We start from the raw sequence: 24,605 nt of genomic DNA, 5'->3' as shown, positions 1-24,605 counted from the left end.
TACTTAAGCTGTTTCACTGAGTGCTTCAATGGCTGTTGCCAGAACTTTCTCACCGCGCATTGCACCGTAATCCATAGGGTTGATCGCTAGGACTTTCTTGCCTTGCTCTGCCGCCAAGGCTGCAAATTCTTGTTGGCGGAATTTCACTTGTGGACCGAGTAAGAACACATCCCAGTCGGCTAGCTTTGTTTCGAATTCAGCAATTGGCACAGCCAATATTTCAGCGTCAATAGATTGATTTTTAGCAGCTTCTTCCATTTTTTTTACTAGGATAGAGGTCGACATACCCGCTGAACATAGTAATAGAATTTTCATCGTTGTTTCTCCTGTTATTGACACTTATTTGTGCTTTTTGTTGTCTCTAGTGTTACGGGTAACTATCAATTCGGCAATACGTGATCTATCAAAAGTGTTATCTAGCTCAAATTTGGTGAGTGATTAGGCTTTTTTTCGTGCTCAAGCTAACAATTATCCGGATTTTTCTTTGTTTTCTAGTTTTGTTACCCGTAATGTTACCCGTAACAAATATGAGCGACACGAATGGAAGGGGATACCTCGTGCTTAATAATGCGTTTACAGAAAAGCTCAATTACTGGGCGGGCTGGTTTACCAGCTTGAAATACGTGATGGCTATCAAACAAGCATTTGTCATGCTGATGCCAGTCATTATCGTTGGTGCGTTTGGCGTACTGATTTCTAACATGGTTATGGGTACTCAGTCAGGCCTTGCTGCTTTTGAAACATTTGCCTTTTTGGCTGAATACCGTCCAATCATGGGACAAATAAACTATGCGACACTGAACTTCTTGACCATCGGAGCCATCTTTATGATTGGTCTTGAGCTTGGCAAGCTTAATGGTCAAGTTAACGCTTACTCAGGTTTACTTGCGGTCATCTGTTTTGTGGCGGTCATTCCGACGACCTATGAAGTGGTTGTGGCAGGTGAAGCGTTTGAAGTGAGCAACGTTATTGCTCGCCAATATACCGATACTAAAGGATTATTCTTGGGTATGTTTATCGCAATCTTATCGGTTGAGGTATACAGCAAGCTTTTGAAAGTTAACGCTTTACAAATCAAGATGCCTGATTCGGTGCCACCAAATGTGGCGAACTCGTTCTCTGCATTGCTACCATCTATCATCACAGTTACTGCGATTGCTACGTTTGGTTTTGCGTTCTACGAGATTTCGGGAATGACGCTTTACGATGCAACGTACGCTGCGATTCAACGTCCGCTTGAAGGCGCTATCCAAAGTCTACCTGGTGTGCTTCTACTGATGTTCCTAGCTCAGGTTTTCTGGGTAGTTGGTATTCATGGTAACCAAATGATCAAGCCTCTACGTGAGCCGCTGCTGCTTGGTGCGATTGCTGCGAACATGACAGCGTATGAAAACGGTGAAGAAATTCCGAACATCATCACGATGCCTTTCTGGGACATCTACATGAGTATTGGTGGTTCAGGTGTAACGATTGGTCTACTTGTCGCGGTATTCTTGGTATGTAAGAAACGTAAAGATATGCGCGAGATTGCCAAGCTTTCTGTAGGTCCAGGTGCATTCAATATCAACGAGCCGGTGGTGTTTGGTATGCCTATCATGCTTAACCCGATTCTAGCGATTCCATTCATTATTACACCGCTAATTACCGGTATGATTGGTTACTACGCAACGGCAATTGGTTTTGCGGGTAAAGCCGTAGTGATGATTCCGTGGACTTGTCCACCGATTCTCAGCTCTTGGCTCGCAACGGGCGGTTCCTTAGGCGCGGTGGCAACCCAGATAGCGTGTATTATCACGTCGATTCTTATCTACCTACCTTTTGTGAAAGTTTGCGAAAACCAATTCAAAGAGCAGCTCGATAATCTAGAAAACGAGCAACAAACTGAAACTAAAGAAGCTGTCGCTTAAGGAGCCGTAATGACTCAATACTCTATGAAGTTTCCTGAAGGTTTTATTCTTGGTGCAGCAGCGTCTGCATGGCAAACCGAAGGTTGGAGTGGCAAGAAAGACAGCCAAGATTCTTATATTGATGCTTGGTACAAGAATGACCGAAAAGTCTGGCACAACGGTTATGGGCCAGCAGTCGCGACCGATTTCTACAACCGTTATGTTGAAGATATTGACCTAATGCAGGTGGTGGGTTTAACCCACTACCGCAGCTCCATCAACTGGTCTCGTTTTATGCTTGATTATGAGCAGGGGATTGTAGATGAAGAGTATGCAGATTACGTTGATAAGGTCATTGATACCATGCTTGCGAAAGGTATCGAGCCGATGTTCTGCTTGGAGCATTACGAGCTGCCCGCTAATTTGCTCGAACACTACGGTGGCTGGAGCTCGCCGAAAGTGGTTGATATGTTTGTGCACTACGCGGAGGAAGTGTTCAAGCGTTACGCTCATAAGGTGAAGTACTGGTTTAGTTTCAATGAGCCTATCGTGGTACAAACCCGAGTGTATCTTGATGCGATTCGTTACCCGTACGAGCAAGACACCAATAAGTGGATGGTGTGGAATCATGCCAAAAACTTGGCGACGGCAAAAATCGTTAAAGCTTATCGTGACCAAGGCTACGACGGAAAAATCGGCGTGGTGTTAAACCCTGAAGTGACCTATCCACGTTCTAGTGCGGTGCATGACAAGCGAGCGGCTGAAATCTACGATTTGTTCTACAATCGTGTGTTTTTAGACCCGGCTATCAAAGGAGAATATCCGGCGGAGTTGTTGACGTTATTGAGAGGCAATGGCATTGACTTCGCACCAACGGAAGAAGACCTTGCGATCATCAAACATAATACTGTGGACTTTATTGGAGCTAACCTCTACTACCCACACAGAGTGAAAGCACCGGAAGCGGAATGGCCAAAGCACGTGCCGTTTCATCCGAAAAAGTACTTTAGCGGCTTTGACTTACCGGGTAGAGAAATGAACTTCTCACGAGGTTGGGAGATCGATCCGGCTATTGTTTACGATATGGCGATGCGCATTAAAAATGAGTATGGCAATATCGAGTGGATCTTGAGTGAAAATGGTATGGGTATTGAAAATGAAGCTCAGTTCAAAGATGAACAAGGCCAGATTCAAGATGACTACCGTATTGATTTTATCTCAAGGCACTTGTTCCATTTGCTAAGAGCGATCGAAGATGGCGCAAACTGTAAAGGCTACATGCTTTGGGCGTTCACGGACAATGTCTCACCTATGAATGCTTTCAAGAACCGCTATGGTTTGGTAGAGATTGATCTGGAAGACAATCGGAATCGTCGGGTGAAAAAATCCGGCCAATGGTATAAAACCTTGTCTGAGACTCGATGTTTAGATATCAATCTGGATGATGAGTACCGTTAAACCCTAATATCGGCGAGTTTACATACTCGCCGTTCTTTTCTCCCAATTTTGTTTGTCCTGTCTGATATTACTAGCTATCTATTTGAATCTGATATAAAAATCGTTATTCTTCAACCGTCCCTACCTAGAGATTTGGATAACCGTTAGTTCATTAACTGCAAAAATGTTACAGTAACATTCACTACTACTTGAGAATTCGTTGAATGACTATGGAAGCAAAACGTTCACGCCCAACTTTGCAAGATATTGCTGATAGAGTGGGTATCACTAAAATGACGGTAAGTCGCTACATGCGCAATCCAGATTCGGTCGCCCAAGCGACTCGCGATAAAATCGCTCAAGTGGTTGAAGAGCTGGGATATATCCATAATAGAACGCCTGCGATGCTGTCGAAGTCGTCGAGCAAAGCGATTGGTATACTGCTGCCTTCATTGTCTAACCAAGTATTTTCTAGCTTCGCGCAAGGTGTTGAGCAGGTAACTAACCTCAATGGTTACGATACCTTGATCGCTCACTACAGCTACGATCGCGATGTGGAAGAAAAGAAAATCGAATCTTTCCTTTCTTATCAAGTAGATGGCCTAATTCTGACGGATACCAATCATACTGAGCGTACGCTGCAAATGATAAAAACCGCAGGTATTCCTGTAGTAGAAGCCATGGACTTGCCGGTTAATCCTATTGATATGGCGGTCGGTTTGGATCATATGCAGGCGGCTTACGAAGTAGTGAAGCAAATGATAGCCAAAGGAAAGCGCAACATTGCTTATTTTGGTGCTCGCCTAGATACCCGAACTCAGCTACGTATGCACGGCTATGATAAAGCAGTTACTGAGGCTGGGTTGGAACCTTTACACGTATTAACCAAAGAGCACTCTAGTTTTGCTTTGGGCAGTACTTTGCTCGACAAAGCTCTGCTAATTCAACCAGAGCTTGATGGCGTATTCTGCACCAACGATGATATTGCGATTGGTACCATAATGGCGTGTCGTGCTAAGCAACAACGTGTTCCTGAGGACATCAGCGTCGTTGGTTTTAACGCTTTGGATATGGGTAAAGTGATTAGCCCAACCTTGGCAAGTATTGATACACCACGATTTGAGATTGGAAAAAAGAGCGCCGAGTTATTGCTATCGGCGCTATCAGGAGCCCCAAGCGAGCAAAAAGTTTTTGATATGGGCTTTACGATTACTGAGGGAGAGAGTCTCTAACTCAAAATCTCGCTTAATTAAAACTTGGGGGTAGGCTCGCGGGGTCAACATGGTTTAGTCAGCAAAGAGGAAACTCGCTCCTCGGTCTGCCGCCGAGACGTTCTGGCGACAAGTTGCAAACAGGTCTCTGCCCCAAGTCTGTTGATGGATTTCGCTATCATGAGTCTGTAGAGGTCGACTCTCGATACCTTCAAGCACTCTGAGTTCTCCACGGTGGCAATCTAATCGAATCCTATCCCCATCTTGTATACGTGCAATGTTCCCACCTCGTAGGGCTTCTGGCGATACATGAATCGCTGCTGGGATTTTCCCCGACGCGCCAGACAGCCTACCATCAGTCACCAAGGCGACGTTAAAACCTTTTTTTTGGATATTGCCAAGCAATGGCATCAGTTTATGCAGCTCAGGCATGCCGTTAGCTGCGGGGCCATTAAAACGCACGACGACCACGCAGTCGCACTCGAGTTCGCCTCGCTGATAGGCTGCTTCCACTTGGTTCTGATCGTTAAATACTCTGGCTGGTGCTTCGATGATCTGGTGCTCTGGTTTTACCGCCGACACTTTAACGATAGCTTGCCCTAAGTTACCTGATACTTGCTTTAGCCCGCCCGTTTTTTGGTAATACTGCTTGTCATTAGCGATAACCTCAGGGTTTTTCGTCCCATTAGAGCGTAACCAAGTGAGAGCCTGCTCATCAGATTGAGTGTCTAATTCCGGGTAGCAAAGCTGATCTTCAAAACGGCCAAATGCCGTCACGGTATTGCGATGCAGTAACCCTTGCTGGTTGAGTCTGGTTAATAGAGCAGGGACACCGCCCGCTGCATGAAACGCATTGATATCACTGGTGCCATTCGGGTAAATATTGACGACCAGAGGTACGATGTCGGAAAGATCGTTGATGTCTTGCCAAGTTAGTAGCAAGCCTGCAGCTCGGGCGACGGCAATCATATGAATGCTGTGATTCGTGCTACCACCAGAAGCGAGTAGGGCTACCACACCGTTAATCAAGTTATTTGCTGAGACTACGTCACACAGTGGGCGATAATTTGCTGAGCCTGCAAGACTACTGGCGATTCGCTTCGCGGCATCTTGTGTTAATGCAGTTCGCAGCGGGGAATCTGGTGGTACAAACGCGCTACCTGGCAGCATTAACCCCATGGCTTCAAACACTAATTGATTGGTATTGGCGGTGCCAAAGAAGGTACAGGTACCACTGCTGTGGTAAGCACGACATTCCATCTCTAGCAGTGAATCTTTCCCAAGCTCTCCGGCGGCGTGTTGTTGGCGAATCGTGACCTTCTCTTCATTAGAGATTCCCGTTGCCATTGGACCTGAGGGAATAAACGCAGTGGGAAGATGGCCATACGCCAGCGCGCCCATTAATTGACCGGGCGCTATCTTGTCGCAAATACCAAGCAGCAAGTTACCATCAAACATATTGTGGCTGAGTGAGAATGCGGTGCTTTGGGCGATAAGATCGCGTGAAAACAGTGACATATCCATACCTGGCTGTCCTTGTGTGACACCGTCGCACATGGCGGGAACACAGCCAGCGACTTGCGAGGTATGGCCTAACGGACTTAACGCTTGTTGGATGAGTTCCGGATAACTATCATAAGGCTTATGAGCGCTCAACATGTCGTTGTATGACGAGATGATAGCCAAATTGGCGCTGGTGTTGTTGAGTAAGGACTGTTTGTCCGCATCGCACGCGGCAGCTACGGCGTGTGCAAGGTTGCCACACGAGAGTTGCGAGCGCCCTTTGCCTGCTTGTTTTTGTTGTTCAATATTCGCCAAATATTGTTGTCTTAATTTGGCACTGCGCTGCTCGATACGCTGCGTAACGGCCAGTATGATTGTATGAGTCATGATACAACCTCAAGCGTGGCATTAGACAATTGGCTGCGGATATCACGAACAGCGGTGTGAATCACGCGTTCTAGTGGCATGTCGATTGGTACGGTCACGACATCGAGTTCACAATCAGGGCGTTCTAGAGCTTCAAATTGACTTTGCAGGAGGGAGCCTTTCATAAAATGCCCTCCTCGTTGTTCGACACGTTGTCGAATAAGCTCAAACTCACCATCTAAGAACACAAAGATCAGGTTATTGTTCCCAAGTCTTAATGTGTCGCGGTACCCTTTTTTAAGTGCAGAGCAAACAATAACACCATGCTCATTCTTGCGTCCTAGGCTGTAGGCTGCATCGTTAATACGCGTCAACCATGGCGCTCTGTCATCATCACTCAGCGGTATGCCTGCGGCCATTTTGTCGATATTGCTTCTCGGGTGAAGATCATCGCCATCGATAAACTTTGCGCCTAATACATCGGCAATCCCTTTGCCTACCGTGCTCTTACCTGAGCCAGAAACTCCCATCACAATAATGCACTTCCCCAAGTTCCCTCCTCACGAATCAAAATTTGATCCAATCCGCACAATTCAATTAATTCACAAACTGGACTTCATATTATCGATGTTACTGGTAACATGATACCGGTAACTTTTAATGTTGTGAACAAGAGCACATCCAGTTAAAAAACTTAATTACAGCCGAAATGAGGCTGGCATAGTGTTCATAAAATGCTAGCTCATCGGTTCACGATGTACGATTTAAGGGGTAACAATGTCGGTATTTCCAGAGAACTTTTTATGGGGCGGAGCTATCGCTGCTAACCAAGCTGAAGGTGGACACTTAGAGGGTGGCAAGGGCCTAACGACGGTCGATATGATTCCATATGGAGATAATCGTATGCCAATTAAACTGGGTCTGCGTGAGCAAGTAACGCTCGATGAATCAGAGTTTTATCCAAGCCATGGGGCTATCGACTTCTATCACCGTTACAAAGAAGACATTGCGCTATTAGCCGAAATGGGGTTCAAAGTGTTCCGTACCTCCATTGCGTGGGCAAGAATCTTCCCTAAAGGCGATGAGCTAGAACCTAATCAAGAAGGTATAGCTTACTACCGAGATCTGTTTCGTGAATGTCAGAAGCATGGTATTGAACCTCTTGTTACCTTATGCCATTTCGACGTGCCAATGCACTTGGTGAACACCTATGGCTCGTGGCGCAGTCGTGAAATGATTGGTTTTTTTGAGCGCTATGCTCGTACTTGTTTTGAAGCATTTGATGGTTTGGTTAAGTATTGGCTCACATTCAATGAAATCAATATCTTGCTAGCAAGCCCGTTCTCTGGTGCTGGCCTACTATTTAAAGAAGGTGAGAATAAAGAGCAGGTGAAATATCAAGCAGCGCACCATGAGCTTGTGGCAAGTGCCCTAGTGACCAAAATTGCCCATGAGATTAACCCTGATAACCAAGTGGGTTGCATGTTAGCGGGTGGCAACTTCTATCCGTATTCCTGCAAACCAGAAGATGTCAAAATGGCGCTTGATAAAGATCGTGAGAACCTCTTCTTTATTGACGTCCAAGCGAGAGGCTATTACCCATCTTATGCTCAAAGAACGTTCTTCGAAAAAGGCGTGGAGCTAGAGATTCATGACGGCGACTTGGAGATTCTAAAGCATACTGTGGACTTTATTTCCTTCAGTTACTACGCCTCTCGCTGCGCTTCCGCCGATATGAATAAAGGCAACACCAGTGAAGCTAATGTCGTGAAGTCGGTTCGTAATCCACACCTTGAAGCCAGCGATTGGGGCTGGGTTATCGACCCTCTCGGCCTGCGTATCGCCATGAACACCCTTTATGACCGTTACCAGAAGCCGTTGTTTTTAGTGGAAAATGGTCTTGGAGCCAAAGATGTGATGGAAGCGAATGGCGAGATTAACGATGACTACCGCATCGACTATCTGCGCGCTCATATCAAAGCGATGGGAGAGGCCATTGAAGATGGTGTGCCTTTGATAGGCTATACGCCTTGGGGGTGCATTGATTTGGTCGCAGCATCCACTGGAGAAATGAGTAAACGCTATGGCTTTATCTACGTTGACCGTGACAACAAAGGTAATGGTACGTTGAACCGTTCTCGTAAGAAGTCGTTCTTCTGGTATAAAAAAGTGATCGAATCCAACGGTGAGGATTTGTCATAACCTCCGTTCCTCATTGGTGATTATAAAGGGATGCCTATGTGCATCCCTTTTTTGGGTTTTAAAACTGAGGGGAATGTTTAGCGAGAACGAAACAATATGTTAATTTGGTTGCAGATTGTAACGGCTCATTTTGTCTAACTCGATGTGACCTTGTATTAATTTTGTTAATAAGCGTAGAAAACAGCAAAAAGCTCGGAGTTTTTGACAAGTAATTCCTTAACACTCAAAATACACTGCCTGCCATTGTAGTAGTCCAGTCGTCTTTTGCGGCTGAGTAGAGATTGAGGAACACACATGTTTACAGCAACAGATGTGCTAAAAACGGAGTTTGTCGAGCAGCCGCTTGAACAGCTCTGGTCACTGATCTCTCCACTTTACATGGTGGATGAGTCTCAATGGTTGAAACAGCTTTTACCTCTGGCGACGCCGCAAGGCGATGAAGCCCAGCAAATCCCACAGAAAACCACCGAGCTTATCGAAGCCATCCGTGCCGATAAAAATGCCATTCAAATGATTGATGCTTTGCTGCTTGAGTACAGTTTAGATACTCAAGAAGGCATTTTGTTGATGTGTTTAGCAGAAGCGTTAATGCGTATTCCTGATTCTGCAACGGCTGATGCGCTTATTCGCGACAAACTGAGTGTCGCTGATTGGAAATCTCACCTGAAAAATTCTGACTCTGTGTTTGTCAATGCGTCAACATGGGGTCTTATGCTGACGGGCAAAGTTGTCGGGCTTGCTGAGTCTGAATCACAAAGCCCAGCTAAAGCGGTGAACCGTTTAGTCAACAAATTCTCAGAACCTGTGATTCGTAAAGCCATGTATCAGGCCATGAAGATCATGGGTCATCAGTTCGTATTGGGTCGCAGCATTGGTGAAGCTCAGAAGAATGGTAAAAAGATGCGTGATCGCGGTTTTACCTACTCTTATGACATGCTGGGCGAAGCGGCGCTCACTAAATCTGATGCTGACAAGTATTTCAAAGACTACTTGATGGCGATCGAAGCAGTAGGCAGTGATAAATACGGCTTAGATACTAGTCCAGCACCATCAGTTTCAATCAAGCTGTCGGCACTTCACCCTCGCTACGAAGTCGCTAACGAAGAGCGCGTGCTAACTGAGCTTTGTGATACGTTAACTCAGCTTCTTACTCGAGCGCGAGAGCTGGATGTAGCGATTACGATTGATGCGGAAGAAGCTGACCGTCTTGAGCTATCACTTAAATTATTTGAGAAAGTGTATCGTAGCGACGTGGCGAAAGGGTGGGGCAAGTTTGGTCTGGTGATTCAAGCTTATTCTAAGCGTGCACTCCCTGTTTTGGTTTGGGTCAACGGCTTAGCAAAACAGCAAGGCGACCTGATTCCACTTCGCTTGGTGAAAGGGGCGTATTGGGACAGCGAAATCAAATGGTCTCAGCAAGCGGGCTATGATGCGTACCCTGTCTATACCCGTAAAGAAGCGACCGATGTTGCATACCTAGCGTGTGCTCGATTCCTATTGAGTGAAAACGTGCGTGGCAATATTTTCCCGCAGTTTGCGAGTCACAATGCACACACAGTGACGGCTATTGCGACAATGGCTCAGCACACCGATTACGAATTCCAGCGTCTACATGGTATGGGTGATTCACTCTATGACCATGTGATGGATACGCATAAACAGCCAGTACGAATTTACGCACCAGTGGGTAGTCACAAAGACTTGCTGCCATACCTAGTGCGTCGTCTGTTGGAAAACGGTGCAAACAGCAGCTTCGTTCACCGCCTTGTTGATGCGCGTTGTCCTGTTGATAGCTTAACTGTTCATCCGGTAGACGCATTGCTTGCCAATGACACCCTACACAACGCTAATATCGATCTACCTCCCGCTATTTTTGCCGAGCGTAAAAACTCTGTGGGTGTGAACGTCGATATTGAGAGCGAAGTGAAAGACTACGAACACAAAGTCGAACTGTTCCGAGCTAAGCAGTGGCAAGGTGCTCCGATCATTAATGGTCAATCGCAATACGAAAGCATGATCAAGGAAGGTGCTAGCGTTGATACGATCACTGCGGCTTATGATCGCCGTATTGTCGTGGGGCAGGTGGCTATGGCTAACCTTGATCATGTTTCCGAAGCTATCCGAGTAGCAGAGCAAGGTTTCACTAGTTGGTCGCAGACGCCATATGCTGAGCGTGGTCAGTGCTTACTAACACTGGCAGACAAGCTAGAAGAAAACCTGCATGAGTTGGTGGCGATTTGCCATCAGGAAGCGGGTAAGACCATTCACGACAGTATTGATGAAGTGCGCGAAGCGGTCGATTTCTGTCGTTACTATGCGAAACAGCCACATATTTTTGAAACGCAATCCGTGCTTGGCTTTGACGGTCAGTCAAAAACGCTGACACGCGGCGGACGAGGTGTGTTTGTTTGTATTAGTCCGTGGAACTTCCCACTGGCGATTTTCTTAGGTCAGGTCACGGCAGCACTGGTTGCGGGTAACACCGTTGTAGCTAAACCTGCGGAGCAAACTTCTCTTATCGCTGTACGTGCTGTTGAGCTAATGCTTGAAGCAGGCTTCCCAGCTGAGGTGATTCAACTGATTACAGGACGCGGCGCTGATGTGGGTCAGGCGTTAACCTCTCACGCGGCGATTGCTGGCGTAGCCTTTACTGGCTCTACGCCAACGGCTCAGCGCATCAATAGCACACTTGCGGCACGCCAAGTTGCGCCAGTACCATTTATTGCAGAAACCGGCGGTCAAAATGCAATGATTGTTGATTCGACCGCACTGCCTGAGCAAGTCGTTCGCGACGTTGTTCGCTCTGCCTTCGCTTCTGCCGGACAGCGCTGTTCTGCGTTACGTGTTCTGTTTATTCAAGAGGATATTGCGGAGCGCGTTATTAACCTGATTCAGGGTGCAATGGATGAGCTTAAAGTGGGCTTGCCATATCTGCATGCTACCGATGTGGGCCCAGTAATTGATGCTAACGCGAAGCAAAAACTACTGGCGCATATTGACGCGATGACAAAACAAGGCAACAAAGTGGCGCAACTGTCACTTGATGCTGAGTGCGAAGAAGGGGATTTTGTACCGCCTTGTGCGTTTGAAATCTCCGATATCTCTGTGCTAACGGAAGAACATTTCGGCCCTATTCTCCATATCGTTCGCTTCAAAGCATCTGAACTACCAAAAGTGGTTGAGAGCATCAACGCCACAGGCTTTGGCTTGACGCTAGGTGTCCACAGCCGTAATGAATCGACGTATGAGTGGGTAGAAAAACACGCTCGAGTAGGGAACTGCTACATCAACCGCGATCAAGTCGGTGCTGTGGTGGGGGTTCAACCATTTGGAGGACAGGGTCTCTCTGGAACTGGACCAAAAGCAGGTGGCCCACACTACCTATATCGCTTTACTGATGTCATTAACGCCAACGCTAATCAAGCGGCGAAATAAGGAGAAAAATCATGGTCAATAACGCAACTATTTTCTCCGATGTTTTGACAGCATGGGAAGGTTGGAATCTTACCGATTTTGCTGGACAACGTGAGTGCTTACTTTCTGCTCAGCGTAATATGAATGAACTGAACGCTACGCTCGCTAGCGTGATGGCATTCCATATTCAACAAGCCAATGTGCTATTAGCTAACCCGCATGTGATGCCGGGGCCGACGGGTGAAACCAATGAGCTTTATGCGGCGGGACGTGGTGTGGTTTTAGTGGTTCTTGAGAGCGAAGAAGCACAAGCTAAGATCGCGGCAATGGCGCAAATTACAGCGGCACTTATCGCTGGTAATGGTGTCATTGTTTGTTCTGGGAACGACAAGTTTAATCAAATTTTAAAATCGGCGGTCGAGCGTTCTCAACTGCCTACTAACCTAGTTCAATTTGTGGCTTTAGAAGAAGCCTCCACCTTTATCGATTTCGATGTACGAGTGGTGGGTCTTGTTGGCTCTAAAGACACTGAATGGCAGGTTAACCATCAACTGGCTAATCGCGATGGAGCGATAGGTCTTTTGGTGTCTGAGACGGATTTAGCGCTGCTGCCTGTGGCGCACGATCCGAATCTAGTGTTGAGGTTCATAACAGAAAGAACAAGAACCATCAATATTACAGCAGTGGGGGGCAACGCTACTTTGCTTGAGCTTGGTAGCTAGTGACATAAGGTCACGGACCCCTACCAGCCTCCAACATCACCGTTATGTTGGAGGCTGTATTCTAGGATGAGGAAATAATAATGATTCAAAATAGCTTCGCTATTACAACTACTTTCATCGCTTATTTGGCGTTGATGCTCGCTATCGGTGTGATTGCTTACAAGCGCACGGCCAATTCTAGCGACTACTTTCTAGGTGGTCGTTCATTAGGACCATGGCCAGCGGCTTTGTCAGCAGGTGCATCGGATATGAGTGGCTGGCTACTGCTAGGTCTTCCTGGCTACGCGTATGCAGCAGGTATTGAAGCTTTCTGGCTTGCTGGCGGCTTGCTGGTAGGTACTTGGCTAAACTGGCTAATCTGTGCAAAACGACTACGTACTTACAGTATTACTACTGACGCACTGACCCTGCCTGAATATTTGTCTCGTCGTTTTAACGACAATTCAAAAGTGATTCAGGTTGTATCTGCGTTCTTCATTTTGCTTTTCTTCCTTTTCTATACCAGTTCTGGTCTAGTGGCAGGTGGTAAACTGTTTGAAACAGTATTTGGCTTGGATTACACCATTGCCGTCATCATCGGTACGGTATGTGTTGTGTCGTACACGTTATTCGGTGGCTTCCTAGCAGTATCTTGGACTGACTTAGTTCAGGGCCTATTGATGGCAGCGGCACTGATGATTGTTCCTGTGATTGGGATGCAAGGTGGATTCGGTCAGTTAACGTCTGATCTTGAAGCCATTAATCCAGAGCTTCTCACTCTATGGAATGACACTAAAGGCCAGCCGCTATCTGCAATCGCTATCATCTCTCTAGTGGCATGGGGCCTAGGTTACTTTGGTCAGCCACACATCCTCGCGCGTTTTAAAGCATCTCGTTCAAACAAAGACTTAACAACTGCTCGTCGTATTGCTGTCATTTGGTCTGCGCTGTCTATGCTTGGTGCGATGCTAGTGGGTGTTGTAGGTCTAGTTTACACTACAGGCACTGGTGGCGATGTACTGGCAGATGGTGAGAAAATCTTCATGTTACTAGTTAATGCGCTGTTCCACCCAGTAGTCGCTGGTATCCTATTGGCGGCAATTTTAGCAGCTATTATGAGTACAGCGGATTCTCAGCTATTGGTGTCTTCGTCGGCGTTGGCAGAAGATTTCTACAAGCAAATCATCAACAAAGATGCAACATCTGAGCAAGTAGTGATGGTAGGTCGTGTCGGCGTTATCTTACTGTCAATTATCGCACTGGTTCTTGCGATGACGCCAGACAGCTCGGTACTTGGTCTAGTATCTTATGCGTGGGCTGGGTTCGGTGCTGCCTTTGGTCCAGCTATCCTACTAAGCCTATACTGGTCTGGTATGAACCGTAATGGTGCTATCGCGGGTATTTTAGTCGGTGGTGTGACTATCGTGGTTTGGAAACAGCTAACCGGCGGTATCTTCGATATCTACGAAATCGTTCCTGGATTTATCCTATCTTGGATTGCGATTATGGTAGTTAGCTCAATGACTGGCGGCCCAGACAAAGCGGTTCAAGCTCAGCATGAAGCGTTTGAGAAGAACTTGGTTGAGTTAGATTAAGAAATTATCAGTCTCTATGTGTGAAAATAGCCTCCATAATTAAGGGAGGCTATTTTTTTACCAAGATTTTTAGGCTATGAATCTAAATCGCTTTTATCACGCTGCTCTAACCACATCGCATTGATGATCCCGAAGGAACATGCGAGCAACACACCCAAAACCCAACAGATATACCACATACGTCTTATCTCCCTAGTACAGCGATGTGCTGTTGTCTTCAATGAATTGCTTGTCGATTCGGCCGAACAACTTGTAGTAACACCAAGTCGTGTATCCAAGGATTACAGGGACAACCACAACGGCGACCACTGAGATGATGCTGAGTGTTTTGTAGCTTGAGGTGGCATCCCACAACGTCAAGCTGTGAGAAGGTACTAAGCTTGATGGAATAATCATTGGAAACAGTGCAATGCCCGCGGTCAATATGATGGTTAGAATCGCCAAACTCGAGCACAAAAATGCCCAGCCAGCGCGCTTAGCCATGGACAGCAGCGCTGAGCAAAGCAGCATAGCGCATGCCATGAGAGGTACGATAAATAACGCAGGATAGCGAACAAAGTTATGCAGCATACTACTAGCGACAACCGAGACCTCTTTGCTAACTGGGTTTGAAACGCCATTGGTATCGATAAGGCTTTGGATGATATAGCCATCTTGGCCATTAGCGATGACGCCACCGACAACGAACATAATCAGCGCGGTACATGCTGTCCACACTGCTATGGACCGAGCTCTTTCATTAAGCTCCTCTACCGTTTTCAGTTGCAGGAAGGTAGCTCCTTGAAGCAGGGTCATGGCAACCGCAATGACACCGCACACAATGGGTAGTGGAGTAAACAAGCTCCAAAATCCGCCCTTATAACTGATCATCAGCAATTCATTGAGCTCGAACGGCAGACCTATAAACAAATTACCAAAACCAATACCAAATACCAATGGTGGTACGAGACCACTCATCGTTAGCGCAACATCACAAGCGAGTCGCCATCTAGGGTCGTCAATTTTGTTTCGATAATCCATACCAATAGGGCGTAACCATAGCGCGGCAAGAACAAGAACCAGCGCCAAGTAAAAACCAGAGAAAGCTGTGGCATAGACCGCGGGCCAGATGGCGAATATCGCTCCCCCCGCGGTAATTAACCAAACTTGGTTACCGTCCCAATGTGGCGCGATGCTATTAATCATAACTCTGCGTTCAACATTACTTTTACCGGCGATAGGCAGTAGTGCGGCGACGCCCATATCGAAGCCGTCGGCGATAGCGAAGCCGATGATCAATATGCCGACAATCGCCCATGTGAAAAGGCGGAGTGTTTCATAATCAAACATATAGCCTCCTTATTTGTAGTTGTCGATAAGATTGTCGAGTGAGTGGTTTTGTTCGTGATAATAACGCCCAGTTTTCAGGACACTTGGCCCGCGACGGGAGAACTTCACCATCAAATACATCTCAGCAATAAGGAACAGGGTATAGAGTATGTAAACGGCTCCTAGCGAAATCCAAATATCACTGGCCGCCAAGTCCGATGTGGCCATACTGACAGGCAGAACTTCTCCAATGGCCCACGGTTGTCGGCCATACTCAGCGACAAACCATCCAGCTTCACAGGCTATCCATGGCAATGGAATCGCCCAAAGCACCGATTTAAGTAGCCATCGTTGACTGCCGATTTTCTGACGGCAAACTTGAATAAACGAAAAGCCAATCAGCGCGAACATCAAGACGCCACACACCACCATAATTCTGAAGCTCCAGAACAGTGGTGCGACTTGCGGAATGGTGTCTTGTGTAGCCGTTTTTATTTGTTGTTCGCTGGCATCAGAGACATTGGGCGCATATTTCTTCAGCAGAAGGCCGTAGCCAAGGTCAGACTTAACGTCATTGAACTTAGCGATGTTCTCGGCGGTTTTATCACCACTTCTTAAACGCTGGAGTAAACCATAGGCGATCATTCCGTTGCGGATTCGTTGTTCGTTGATTGCCATGAGATCCCTAATACCCAACACAGGTTTATCCAAAGAGCGTGTTGCGATAATGCCCATGAGATAGGGGATCTTAAGCGCATAATCGGTTTCCATGGTTTCTTGATTGGGAAGTCCGAATACGGTAAATGAAGCTGGTGCTTCTTCGGTGTGCCACTCCGCTTCAATCGCTGCGAGCTTAACCTTTTGAACATCGCCAAGTTCATAGCCAGATTCATCGCCGAGCATAAGTGTGGAAAAGATGGCAGCCATGCCGAACGAACAGGCAATAGCAAATGAACGTTTTGCAAATGCCACGTCCCGATTTTTCAGCAAGTAGTAAGCGCTGATACCCATGATAAATAGTGCACCGGTGGTATAACCTGCGGCGACGGTATGAACGAATTTCACTTGTGTCACCGGGTTGAAAATCACGTCGGTGAAACTGGTCATTTCCATACGCATTGTTTCAAAGTTGAACTCGGCACCGACAGGGTTTTGCATCCAACCATTGGCCATCAAAATCCAAAGACCAGAGAAATTTGACCCCAGTGCTGTAAGCCAAGTAACAGTGAGGTGTTGACGCTTACTTAACCGATCCCAACCAAAGAAGAACATCCCGACCAATGTCGATTCAAGAAAAAAGGCGACTAGCGCTTCAATCGCGAGTGGGGCTCCAAAGATGTCACCAACATAGTGAGAGTAATAGGAGCAGTTGGTACCAAATTGAAACTCCATGGTTAAGCCTGTTGCAACCCCGACGGCAAAGTTGATTCCAAAGAGTTTGCCCCAGAACTTGGTCATATCCTTGTAAATGGTTTTGCCCGTCATCACATAGACCGATTCCATTATGGCCAGCAAGAATGATAACCCTATGGTGAGAGGCACGAATATAAAATGATAAAGCGCGGTACTGGCAAATTGCAGACGCGACAGATCAACGACATCTGTTAACATAGCATCCCCTTCCCGCTACGCGCGTAGCGGGCAGAAATAGTAGAAAGATAGGTTTTTATTTGGTGATTAAGCGTTTACAGGCTTGCTTAGATAGGGCTTTTTTAGCCAGTAATCGAGGCTTAGATAACGGCCACCACCGTAGACAAATAGCACCATTAACATCACGAAGTAGGTGGCAGCGAATTCCATACCGTTGTTGAGCATAACCGGGTCGCCAAGTTCGGTAATGTAGTTATAGCGACCTGGAAAGTTCTCAGCCAACCAAGTGATAAAACCATTTAGACGAATGGTCGATTCCATACTCCCTGTGGCAATTGCATCCCAGCCATGTTTCCAATGCACCATGGCACTGGCCACACTCATCATAAAAATCATTGGAATCGCGATAATGCGAGTGAACAAGCCTAAGGCAATACAGATACACCCGACGACTTCAGTGGCAGCAGCGAGGAACGCAAGAAGTTCTGGAAACGGGAGGTTCAGTCCACCGTCTGCTACGGGGGCGCCAAACCAGGCAACCGTGCCTGCGAATCCCAGTACTTTAGAGCGCGCTCCGACATAGATGACCGGAACCAAGAAAAGACGAATAGACAGTAGAACCAAAAAGTCGATTTTTCGGCACTTGTCGATAAGGTTGTCATACCAAGTTAAGACTGACTTAATCATTTTATTCTCCTAGGGTGTTGATGTTTAACAACCCGAGATGGGTGAAATGTTGTATCCAAAGGCGTACATCGAAATCGGCGAGTTGAGCTTCAGTTTGTTGTTGGAATGTCTGTAAGCTCGAACAATATGAGGGCTGAAGGATCTGAATCAGCGCCACATCGATAGGCCGAAGTTTTTGTGAGACAACGTGATGTTGAGCGTTTCGAAATACCGCGTAGTAGTTTGATGGGGTGCTATTGGTTATTTGTATCGAGCGACTCGACACCTCAAAAGGTAACTCCACTAAGCGCAGTGTGGGATTGCAGCTCAGGGTGTATTGCTCAGGGCTCTGATACACAATGTCACTGCAAGGTTTGAGATTGATTCGAGCTTGGTCAATTTCTGCGCTGAAGGCGATCCATTCGTACTCAAGTACCATAAGGTCAAATTGGTTGACCCAAGTACCATGCTGAATGAACTGCACGAACTCTGTCGCGATGTGATGAAACTCAGGTTCCATTGCACAGTGCTGCAACAGAAAGTCATCCACTAACTGAGCCAAGTCTTGATGACCGACTCGCTCAACGAAAAAAGGAAAGGTGTTGCATACGACACCAAAAACGTTGTCGCGAATAAATTCACCGTATTGGCATCCCTCAGTGCGACCTAATCGTACCTTCTGCGCAAGTGCTTCAGTTTGCTGAAGCATCAGTCCTGGAGGGCTAAGCATAGAGGACCCCACTTTCAGAAAGCTGGACTTGTCGTTCTGCAGCTTTGACAACTGCATGGATGTCTCGTAGTTCTTCAGTAAGGACGACAAGCGGTGGCACGTTGTGGTCTCTTTCTAACAGCAGTGGTTTGTTGCCGTGGAGGTTAAACACATAGTGAGCCAACTCAATTACTGAATCAGGGACGGGTTTGCCATGAGTATCGAGTAATGACTGGTCGCTCTGCTGCAGATGTCCTGCAATGTGGTAATAGCGAATCGCGTCGCTCGGCAAACTTTGCAGCATCTCATAAGCATCAAAACCGTGGTTGATGCTGTTGACGTAGACATTATTGATATCCAGCAGCATCTGACAGCCGGATTTCTCGATAAGCTCTGCAAAGAACTCTCCTTCGGGAATGTCGTTGTCATAATTGTGATAAAACGAGATGTTTTCGAGCACCAAAGGCCTAGCGACCACGTCTTGCACGCGTTGGATTCGAGAGACTAGATAGTCGATATTCCCCCTGCTTCTTGGGATCGGCAGTAGGTCATAAAGGTAGCCCTGACTGTCACGAGAGAAACTCAAATGGTCGCTGTAAATCTCGATATCAAACTCATTAAGAAAACGGGCGACATCTTTCAGGTAGATCTCGTTTAACGGCACGCAATCACCAATGGAGAGAGTGAGACCGTGAGCAACCAAGGGATACTTGTCAGCGATTTGCTCCAAGCGTTCCCGTTTTGCACCGCCAAGATTCATCCAGTTTTCAGGTGCGAGTTCGAGAAAGTCGATATCGGGATGCTTAGGCATGTCACTCAGCATATCCAGATGCTCCATACGTAGACCCAATCCCTTGCTGGTATTGGTTATTGTCCGCATACTCCACCTGTTACCTTACTATCTGCTGATGTCACTGCGTCCGCAGGCGCATTGATGCCTTGACCAGAGAGGCCGCACTTCCCATCACGCGCGCGCACTAACTTATCTTGTGGGTCGCTATCGAGCTCTTGTTTTTCAAAGCGTTTTTCGGTTCCACATTTGCCTGCTGCACATTTACCGCCATGCTGTTCTGTTGGCTGAGCGGTAATAGGTGCTTCAGCAGATTCACTGATGGCAGCGAGTGCCGAGTTCATCGATACCAGTGAGCTGAGTGCGATTGAGATAGCCATTTTATTGTTCATTTGAGGTCTCCTTGAAAGACGCCATTGGGAAGCTCGACAGATCACGAGCAGAGAATATTTTTCCTTTGTAGTACTTTTTCACGATCTCCACTGACTGTGCTTTACGCTTGAGGCCTAGCCCCATCCAGTGATTTAAAATCAGTAGCTTAGGATTAATTTCAGCGGCAATTTCCCCCACGGTCGAAGGTTTCGCATGCATAAACGATGAGATAGCATCGGCTTCTTCGTGAATGGCCATAGGCATCACCAGAATGTCAGCGCCTTTGGCAAAAGGAATGAAGGCTGGATTACTGCCATTTTGGTCTGCAGAAATAACAATGACGCCGTCCTCACTCTCAATTCGGTATGCCAAAGTGGGTACATCGCCATGAGGAATGCCGAGCGCATAAACAGTAAGCCCATCTAATTCGTAGATTTTTTGTGGTGTGGTTTCTTGATAAGAAACATCGGTGAGGGTGATTGGGAACAGGCCATCTGAGCCATCATAAAGTCCATTAAGGTAAGCGTAAGCTCCGTGTTCCTGATTGAACATCGCATCCATATAGCCTGTTAAACTCGGGAATGCAGAACCAGCTTCTGGACCGGTGATATCTAGTGCGTCCTCACGTTCGAAAAAGTAAGCGCCTTTAAGCAGGGCTGGAAGATCCGCAACGTGATCGGTGTGGAAGTGAGTGATGGCTAAAAGATCGAGGTCTTCGAGTTTGCCTCCTGCTTGGCCAAATCGTAGGTAGTTACCACCACCCGCGTCAATCATGATTCTTGATTTGCCTTTCCACCAAATCAATTCTCCCGATGAGGCGCGCATATCATCAGAGATGGGACCCCCAGAACCAAGGATTTGTAGGGTAAAGTCTTTATCTAGGGGTTCGAGATTGATTGCAAAAGATTGTGTCGCCCCAAGTGAGCAACTTAGCGCGACTGCCAGCGCTTTTATCGGCCATTTCATAACCATTTCCTATCGTTTTTGTCATCGACTACTTTTGGTCAAAGTGTGAAAGTACAGACAGGGAATCATCAGGTTTGTTGATCTCTGTCAAAGCACGCCGATACGATAAGGAAAAATTAAGGTTAAGTATGTATGAATATATTTAATGTTGTGTTTAGTTAATGTGAACGAAAAATAGCAACGGACCTCCAGTTATCCTGTAAGGTCCGTTGTGTTTAGAGGTTGTTTTGTTGAATCAATTTAATTGTTTTCAACAATTTTAGTAGAGAACGGCTTTCGCTTTGTTTGAGTCAATATTGTCTTTGGTTACATAAACAACACCAGTATCAATATAAGATGCGACTTTCTTTCCGCTCAGGATTTGAGAAACCGTTTCTACACCCATGTTACCCATGCCGTAAGAAGACTGGACAACGGCACCGTCTAACACACCATCACGAATAAATTGTTGAATATCTGAGTTACCATCAAAGGCAACGGCTACAATTTTCCCTGTGTAACCACGTTGTTGAATAGCGCGTGCCATGCCAACCGCTGTTGGTTCGTTTGACCCGAAAATACCTACTAAGTCATTATTCGAAGCTAAGACGTCAATAGTTTGGTTTAGAGCGGTAACCATATCCGCATTGGAGTAGTAAGGACCGATAACTTCGTAACCTGCCGCTTCAATGGTTTCTTTAAAGCCACCGTCACGCTCCATAGCAGAGCCAGATCCAGCAGTAAAGCTCATCATGGCCACTTTGCCTTTCTTGCCATTGAGTGACTTGATCATTTTTTCTGCGGCAAGTTTCCCTGCTGCACGGTTATCAGTAGATAGGAAAGCTTGGTGATACTTACCGTCGTCATTAAGGCCTGAGTCGATAAGAGCAACAGGAATTCCTTTCTCCCATGCTGCCTTAAGTGCAGGTACTAATGCGTTAGGATCAGTAGGTGCAACTACAAGCCCTGATACTCCGCGGTTTAGTGCGTTTTGTATCATGTTGACCTGCTCATCAACCGCAGTTTCTGCTGCTGGTCCTTGGAAAGTGATGTTGTATGCAGGAAGCTCTTTAGAGGCATCAACTGCACCGCCTTTAACATTTTGCCAAAAGTTGGAGTTTTCCGTTTTGACAACAACCGCAATCTCTTTCTGAGCGGCAGTAGCATCAGTGGAGTGACCAGCAAAGGCAAATGCGAGTCCCATCGCAGCGACAGTAGCAATCTTATTAACTTTCATATCTTTAACATCCTTTTTGGATTTTGTAGTAGGGTTTTTCACTTTTGTGGTTTGTTGCATACGGTATTGGTCGTACGCCACGGTAGCGATGATGACGCCACCAATTACGATTTGTTGAACGAAGAAGCTAACGCCATTCATATTTAGGCCGTTTCGCAGGACACCGATAATAAATGACCCGACAACCGCACCAAATACAGTTCCGACTCCACCCATCAAAGAGGTGCCACCGACCACGGCAGAAGCAATGGCATCAAGCTCTGCCATGACCGACCCATTTGGCTGTGCGGTAACAAGTCGACTCGCAATAATGACGCCAGCAAGTCCTGCTAAGAAACCAGAGGCGACATAGGCAGCGGTTTTGACTTTTTGAGTATCGATACCGGAAAGACGAGCGGCTTCTTCGTTTGATCCTATTGCGTATAGGTAGCGGCCGAGGCGCATTTTCGTTAATAGGAAAGAGAATGCTGCAACTACCAGCAACATGACGAGCACTGGATAAGGTATGCCTGCAAATTTAATGATTGGGAAACCATTCTCACCAATCTCAACCATGCGGAATAGTGCGCCATTACCTAAGTAAGAGAAGGACTCAGGCATCCCTGAAACTGGGGCTGCATTAGTGATGTAGAGTGCCACACCACGAGCCATCATCATCATACCTAGTGTTGCGATAAATGGTGGGAGGCGCAGTTTAGATACACATAGTCCGCTAATAAGACCGCAGAAGGCCCCTGTCAACACTCCTACAGCCATACCCACGGGAACTGGCATTCCAGCATTTACTGCCATGGCTGCGGTAACCCCTGAGAGCGCCATAACTGAGCCTATGGATAAGTCAATACCACCTGTTAGTATCGTCAACATTACACCGATACCTATAATGGTAATCGTTGATGTTTGCAGGCCTACGGTCATGGCATTGTCCATACTAAAAAAGTGTGGACTAGTGATGGAGAAAGCAATAATTAGTGCGAATAATCCGCCTAGCGATGCTAACTTCTGTAGCATATCCTTGTGTTTTTCGTTCATCACACTGCCTCCTCATATAGTGGGAACATGTTTTTAACTCCTGTTGCGTATTGCATAATTTCTTCTTGAGTCGTGGCTGCGGTTTCAAGCATTGCGGTCATCACTCCCTCTTTCATGACAATGACTCGATCAGACATACCTAATACTTCCGGCAACTCAGATGAAATCATGATGACTCCAATCCCATGTGTTGCTAGCTCATCTAAAAGTTCGTAGATGGCGTATTTGGCACCAACATCGATACCTCGAGTAGGCTCATCGAAAATCATGACTTTCGCATCTCTAAATAACCACTTACCGATCACTACTTTTTGCTGGTTACCACCAGAGAGGTTTCCAACCAACTGTTCGACGGTTGGGGTCTTTATTTGCATCTTGTCGATGTATTGATTTGCTGCGTCTACCTCAGCTTGATTGGATATTATTCCGAAATTCGAACTCACTTTGTCCATGGAGGCCATGGTTGTGTTCTCCCTTATGGACATTTTTACGGCAATACCGTTTAGTTTTCGGTCTTCAGAGAGGTAGGCGACGCCAGCTTTGATCGCGTCAGAAGGGGTACGAATGACTTTCTTTTGCCCATGGACGAAGAGTTCGCCGTCGGTGAGTTTATCTGCACCAAACAGCGCTCTTGCAAGTTCTGTACGTTTCGCACCAACCAAGCCTGTAATTGCTAAAATTTCGCCTTTACGAAGGTCGAAGTTTAATGGTTGGAAGACTCCCTCCCTAGCTACATTCATCACGGAGAAAATGAGGTCGTCTTGAATAACAGCTTGCTTTGGTGGGAAGTGATTATCCAGAGTTCTGCCAACCATTTTGGCAATGATTTCATCCATCGAAATTTCACAAAAACGATGGTTTGACACATACTGACCATCTCGGAAGATAGTTATGTGGTCACATATCCGACGTAATTCATTCATTCGATGTGAAATGTAGACGATGGCGACACCTTTGGCCTTCAGCTTATCGACCAACTCAAAAAGCGCATCGATTTCTTTATCCGTTAGAGCTGATGTCGGCTCATCCATAATGAGAATTTCAACATCAAAACTAAGAGACTTAGCAATCTCGACCATTTGTTGTTTTGCCACAGACAGAGTATTTACAATGTCTGTCGGCTCTACGTCTATGTCGAACATCTCAAGTAGCTTCTTAGCTTCTGACCTCATGGTTTTATAGTCAATTAAGCCGTTTTTAAGTGGTTCTCGAGCGAAGAAAATGTTCTCTGCCACGGACAGATGAGGAATAAGGTTCAGCTCTTGGAAAATCATGGATATGCCAGCTTTTTGGGCTTCCAGAACAGAATCAAATGCGACCGTTTGCCCTTTATACTGAATGTACCCTTCGTCAGCTTTATGCACGCCTATCAACACTTTCATTAATGTTGACTTCCCGGCTCCGTTTTCACCCATTAGGGCGTGCACTTCACCTGCCCGCAATTGAATGTTCACGTTTTGCAGAGCTTGAACGCCGGTGAAAGCTTTCGATATGCCACTCATTGTAAGTAATGGACTGCTCATATTGGTTCCTTGCAAATTGGAAAGATATTCTTCTCAGCAGGTATACCTTTTCTGCTGACTATTTCCTTATGAACAAATAATATACTCGAAATGTTTCGAATGGTAACGAAGTCTTACG

Annotated in this window: 20 protein-coding genes; 7 read left to right on the top strand and 13 right to left on the bottom strand. The window is 46.4% G+C overall.

The window, feature by feature from the left end; genetic code table 11:
* Positions 1 to 3: 3 nt before the first annotated feature.
* On the bottom strand, positions 4 to 315 hold the full coding sequence (locus AWH66_RS13480) for a PTS sugar transporter subunit IIB (RefSeq protein WP_038227649.1): 312 nt from the start codon (positions 313 to 315) through the stop codon (positions 4 to 6).
* Positions 316 to 557: 242 nt separating this feature from the next.
* Between AWH66_RS13480 and AWH66_RS13475 the strand changes: the two genes are divergently transcribed.
* The 3 genes from AWH66_RS13475 to AWH66_RS13465 all read left to right on the top strand — a co-directional run bounded on the left by AWH66_RS13475 (position 558) and on the right by AWH66_RS13465 (position 4,555).
* Entirely contained in the window at positions 558 to 1,907 is a 1,350-nt protein-coding gene (locus AWH66_RS13475; RefSeq protein ID WP_143081509.1) for a PTS sugar transporter subunit IIC, read from the top strand.
* A 9-nt stretch (positions 1,908 to 1,916) separates the two neighbouring features.
* The gene (locus tag AWH66_RS13470; protein ID WP_063602832.1) at positions 1,917 to 3,344 is read left to right on the top strand and encodes a glycoside hydrolase family 1 protein; all 1,428 of its coding nucleotides are present in this window, start codon (positions 1,917 to 1,919) and stop codon (positions 3,342 to 3,344) included.
* Positions 3,345 to 3,547: 203 nt separating this feature from the next.
* Complete coding sequence (locus tag AWH66_RS13465) at positions 3,548 to 4,555, top strand: substrate-binding domain-containing protein (protein WP_063602831.1); 1,008 nt, start codon at positions 3,548 to 3,550, stop codon at positions 4,553 to 4,555.
* 54 nt (positions 4,556 to 4,609) lie between these two features.
* Here the strand turns inward: AWH66_RS13465 and edd are convergent, their stop codons facing one another.
* The gene (edd, locus tag AWH66_RS13460) at positions 4,610 to 6,424 is read right to left on the bottom strand and encodes a phosphogluconate dehydratase (RefSeq protein WP_063602830.1); all 1,815 of its coding nucleotides are present in this window, start codon (positions 6,422 to 6,424) and stop codon (positions 4,610 to 4,612) included.
* Entirely contained in the window at positions 6,421 to 6,933 is a 513-nt protein-coding gene (locus AWH66_RS13455; RefSeq protein ID WP_063602829.1) for a gluconokinase, read from the bottom strand. Before AWH66_RS13455 ends, edd begins: the two co-directional genes overlap by 4 nt.
* A gap of 247 nt (positions 6,934 to 7,180) precedes the next feature.
* Between AWH66_RS13455 and AWH66_RS13450 the strand changes: the two genes are divergently transcribed.
* From AWH66_RS13450 to putP, 4 genes are all read left to right on the top strand, one after another.
* On the top strand, positions 7,181 to 8,605 hold the full coding sequence (locus AWH66_RS13450) for a 6-phospho-beta-glucosidase (protein WP_063602828.1): 1,425 nt from the start codon (positions 7,181 to 7,183) through the stop codon (positions 8,603 to 8,605).
* A gap of 294 nt (positions 8,606 to 8,899) precedes the next feature.
* Positions 8,900 to 12,040 carry a bifunctional proline dehydrogenase/L-glutamate gamma-semialdehyde dehydrogenase PutA gene (gene putA / locus AWH66_RS13445; protein ID WP_063602827.1) on the top strand — a complete coding sequence of 1,047 codons (3,141 nt, stop codon included), beginning with the start codon at positions 8,900 to 8,902 and terminating at the stop codon, positions 12,038 to 12,040.
* Between the two features lie 11 nt (positions 12,041 to 12,051).
* A complete protein-coding gene (locus AWH66_RS13440; protein ID WP_063602826.1) occupies positions 12,052 to 12,741 on the top strand; it encodes a hypothetical protein in 690 nt (229 codons plus the stop codon).
* Between the two features lie 80 nt (positions 12,742 to 12,821).
* Positions 12,822 to 14,315 (top strand): sodium/proline symporter PutP, encoded by a 1,494-nt coding sequence (gene putP, locus AWH66_RS13435; RefSeq protein ID WP_063602825.1) that lies wholly within the window; start codon positions 12,822 to 12,824, stop codon positions 14,313 to 14,315.
* 74 nt (positions 14,316 to 14,389) lie between these two features.
* Here putP and cydX read toward each other — a convergent pair whose 3' ends face one another.
* From cydX to AWH66_RS13385, 10 genes are all read right to left on the bottom strand, one after another.
* The gene (cydX, locus tag AWH66_RS13430; RefSeq protein ID WP_063602824.1) at positions 14,390 to 14,494 is read right to left on the bottom strand and encodes a cytochrome bd-I oxidase subunit CydX; all 105 of its coding nucleotides are present in this window, start codon (positions 14,492 to 14,494) and stop codon (positions 14,390 to 14,392) included.
* A 13-nt stretch (positions 14,495 to 14,507) separates the two neighbouring features.
* A complete protein-coding gene (cydB, locus tag AWH66_RS13425; protein ID WP_063602823.1) occupies positions 14,508 to 15,644 on the bottom strand; it encodes a cytochrome d ubiquinol oxidase subunit II in 1,137 nt (378 codons plus the stop codon).
* A 9-nt stretch (positions 15,645 to 15,653) separates the two neighbouring features.
* Complete coding sequence (locus tag AWH66_RS13420; protein ID WP_063602822.1) at positions 15,654 to 17,234, bottom strand: cytochrome ubiquinol oxidase subunit I; 1,581 nt, start codon at positions 17,232 to 17,234, stop codon at positions 15,654 to 15,656.
* A 66-nt stretch (positions 17,235 to 17,300) separates the two neighbouring features.
* Complete coding sequence (locus AWH66_RS13415) at positions 17,301 to 17,900, bottom strand: HvfX family Cu-binding RiPP maturation protein (RefSeq protein WP_063602821.1); 600 nt, start codon at positions 17,898 to 17,900, stop codon at positions 17,301 to 17,303.
* A gap of 1 nt (position 17,901) precedes the next feature.
* Positions 17,902 to 18,609, bottom strand: coding sequence for an HvfC/BufC family peptide modification chaperone (locus AWH66_RS13410; RefSeq protein WP_063602820.1), 708 nt, complete (start codon positions 18,607 to 18,609; stop codon positions 17,902 to 17,904).
* On the bottom strand, positions 18,602 to 19,468 hold the full coding sequence (locus tag AWH66_RS13405) for an MbnB/TglH/ChrH family RiPP precursor modification enzyme (RefSeq protein ID WP_063602819.1): 867 nt from the start codon (positions 19,466 to 19,468) through the stop codon (positions 18,602 to 18,604). The genes AWH66_RS13410 and AWH66_RS13405 overlap by 8 nt, the downstream gene beginning before the upstream one ends.
* Positions 19,456 to 19,770 (bottom strand): hypothetical protein, encoded by a 315-nt coding sequence (locus tag AWH66_RS13400; protein ID WP_063602818.1) that lies wholly within the window; start codon positions 19,768 to 19,770, stop codon positions 19,456 to 19,458. The genes AWH66_RS13405 and AWH66_RS13400 overlap by 13 nt, the downstream gene beginning before the upstream one ends.
* Positions 19,760 to 20,716 carry an MBL fold metallo-hydrolase gene (locus AWH66_RS13395; RefSeq protein ID WP_006069667.1) on the bottom strand — a complete coding sequence of 319 codons (957 nt, stop codon included), beginning with the start codon at positions 20,714 to 20,716 and terminating at the stop codon, positions 19,760 to 19,762. The genes AWH66_RS13400 and AWH66_RS13395 overlap by 11 nt, the downstream gene beginning before the upstream one ends.
* Before the next feature lie 259 nt (positions 20,717 to 20,975).
* Positions 20,976 to 22,964: a substrate-binding domain-containing protein gene (locus AWH66_RS26065; RefSeq protein WP_006069666.1), complete on the bottom strand. Its 1,989-nt coding sequence runs from the start codon at positions 22,962 to 22,964 to the stop codon at positions 20,976 to 20,978.
* Positions 22,964 to 24,487 (bottom strand): sugar ABC transporter ATP-binding protein, encoded by a 1,524-nt coding sequence (locus AWH66_RS13385; protein ID WP_063602817.1) that lies wholly within the window; start codon positions 24,485 to 24,487, stop codon positions 22,964 to 22,966. The genes AWH66_RS26065 and AWH66_RS13385 overlap by 1 nt, the downstream gene beginning before the upstream one ends.
* Positions 24,488 to 24,605 lie beyond the last annotated feature (118 nt).

It is taken from the genome of Vibrio barjaei (assembly GCF_001639065.2).
Lineage (GTDB): Bacteria > Pseudomonadota > Gammaproteobacteria > Enterobacterales > Vibrionaceae > Vibrio > Vibrio barjaei.
This window is presented reverse-complemented; position numbering and strand designations above follow the sequence as displayed.

Excerpts from the sequence above, each read along its gene's own strand:
- putA (WP_063602827.1), top strand. The coding sequence starts at position 8,900 with ATGTTTACAGCAACAGATGTGCTAAAAACGGAGTTTGTCGAGCAGCCG.
- AWH66_RS13480 (WP_038227649.1), bottom strand. The coding sequence starts at position 315 with ATGAAAATTCTATTACTATGTTCAGCGGGTATGTCGACCTCTATCCTA.
- AWH66_RS13385 (WP_063602817.1), bottom strand. The coding sequence starts at position 24,487 with ATGAGCAGTCCATTACTTACAATGAGTGGCATATCGAAAGCTTTCACC.
- AWH66_RS13450 (WP_063602828.1), top strand. The coding sequence starts at position 7,181 with ATGTCGGTATTTCCAGAGAACTTTTTATGGGGCGGAGCTATCGCTGCT.
- AWH66_RS13465 (WP_063602831.1), top strand. The coding sequence starts at position 3,548 with ATGACTATGGAAGCAAAACGTTCACGCCCAACTTTGCAAGATATTGCT.
- edd (WP_063602830.1), bottom strand. The coding sequence starts at position 6,424 with ATGACTCATACAATCATACTGGCCGTTACGCAGCGTATCGAGCAGCGC.
- putP (WP_063602825.1), top strand. The coding sequence starts at position 12,822 with ATGATTCAAAATAGCTTCGCTATTACAACTACTTTCATCGCTTATTTG.
- AWH66_RS13440 (WP_063602826.1), top strand. The coding sequence starts at position 12,052 with ATGGTCAATAACGCAACTATTTTCTCCGATGTTTTGACAGCATGGGAA.
- cydX (WP_063602824.1), bottom strand. The coding sequence starts at position 14,494 with ATGTGGTATATCTGTTGGGTTTTGGGTGTGTTGCTCGCATGTTCCTTC.
- AWH66_RS13470 (WP_063602832.1), top strand. The coding sequence starts at position 1,917 with ATGACTCAATACTCTATGAAGTTTCCTGAAGGTTTTATTCTTGGTGCA.
- cydB (WP_063602823.1), bottom strand. The coding sequence starts at position 15,644 with ATGTTTGATTATGAAACACTCCGCCTTTTCACATGGGCGATTGTCGGC.
- AWH66_RS26065 (WP_006069666.1), bottom strand. The coding sequence starts at position 22,964 with ATGAACGAAAAACACAAGGATATGCTACAGAAGTTAGCATCGCTAGGC.
- AWH66_RS13405 (WP_063602819.1), bottom strand. The coding sequence starts at position 19,468 with ATGCGGACAATAACCAATACCAGCAAGGGATTGGGTCTACGTATGGAG.
- AWH66_RS13455 (WP_063602829.1), bottom strand. The coding sequence starts at position 6,933 with ATGGGAGTTTCTGGCTCAGGTAAGAGCACGGTAGGCAAAGGGATTGCC.
- AWH66_RS13400 (WP_063602818.1), bottom strand. The coding sequence starts at position 19,770 with ATGAACAATAAAATGGCTATCTCAATCGCACTCAGCTCACTGGTATCG.
- AWH66_RS13395 (WP_006069667.1), bottom strand. The coding sequence starts at position 20,716 with ATGAAATGGCCGATAAAAGCGCTGGCAGTCGCGCTAAGTTGCTCACTT.
- AWH66_RS13410 (WP_063602820.1), bottom strand. The coding sequence starts at position 18,609 with ATGCTTAGCCCTCCAGGACTGATGCTTCAGCAAACTGAAGCACTTGCG.
- AWH66_RS13415 (WP_063602821.1), bottom strand. The coding sequence starts at position 17,900 with ATGATTAAGTCAGTCTTAACTTGGTATGACAACCTTATCGACAAGTGC.
- AWH66_RS13420 (WP_063602822.1), bottom strand. The coding sequence starts at position 17,234 with ATGTTAACAGATGTCGTTGATCTGTCGCGTCTGCAATTTGCCAGTACC.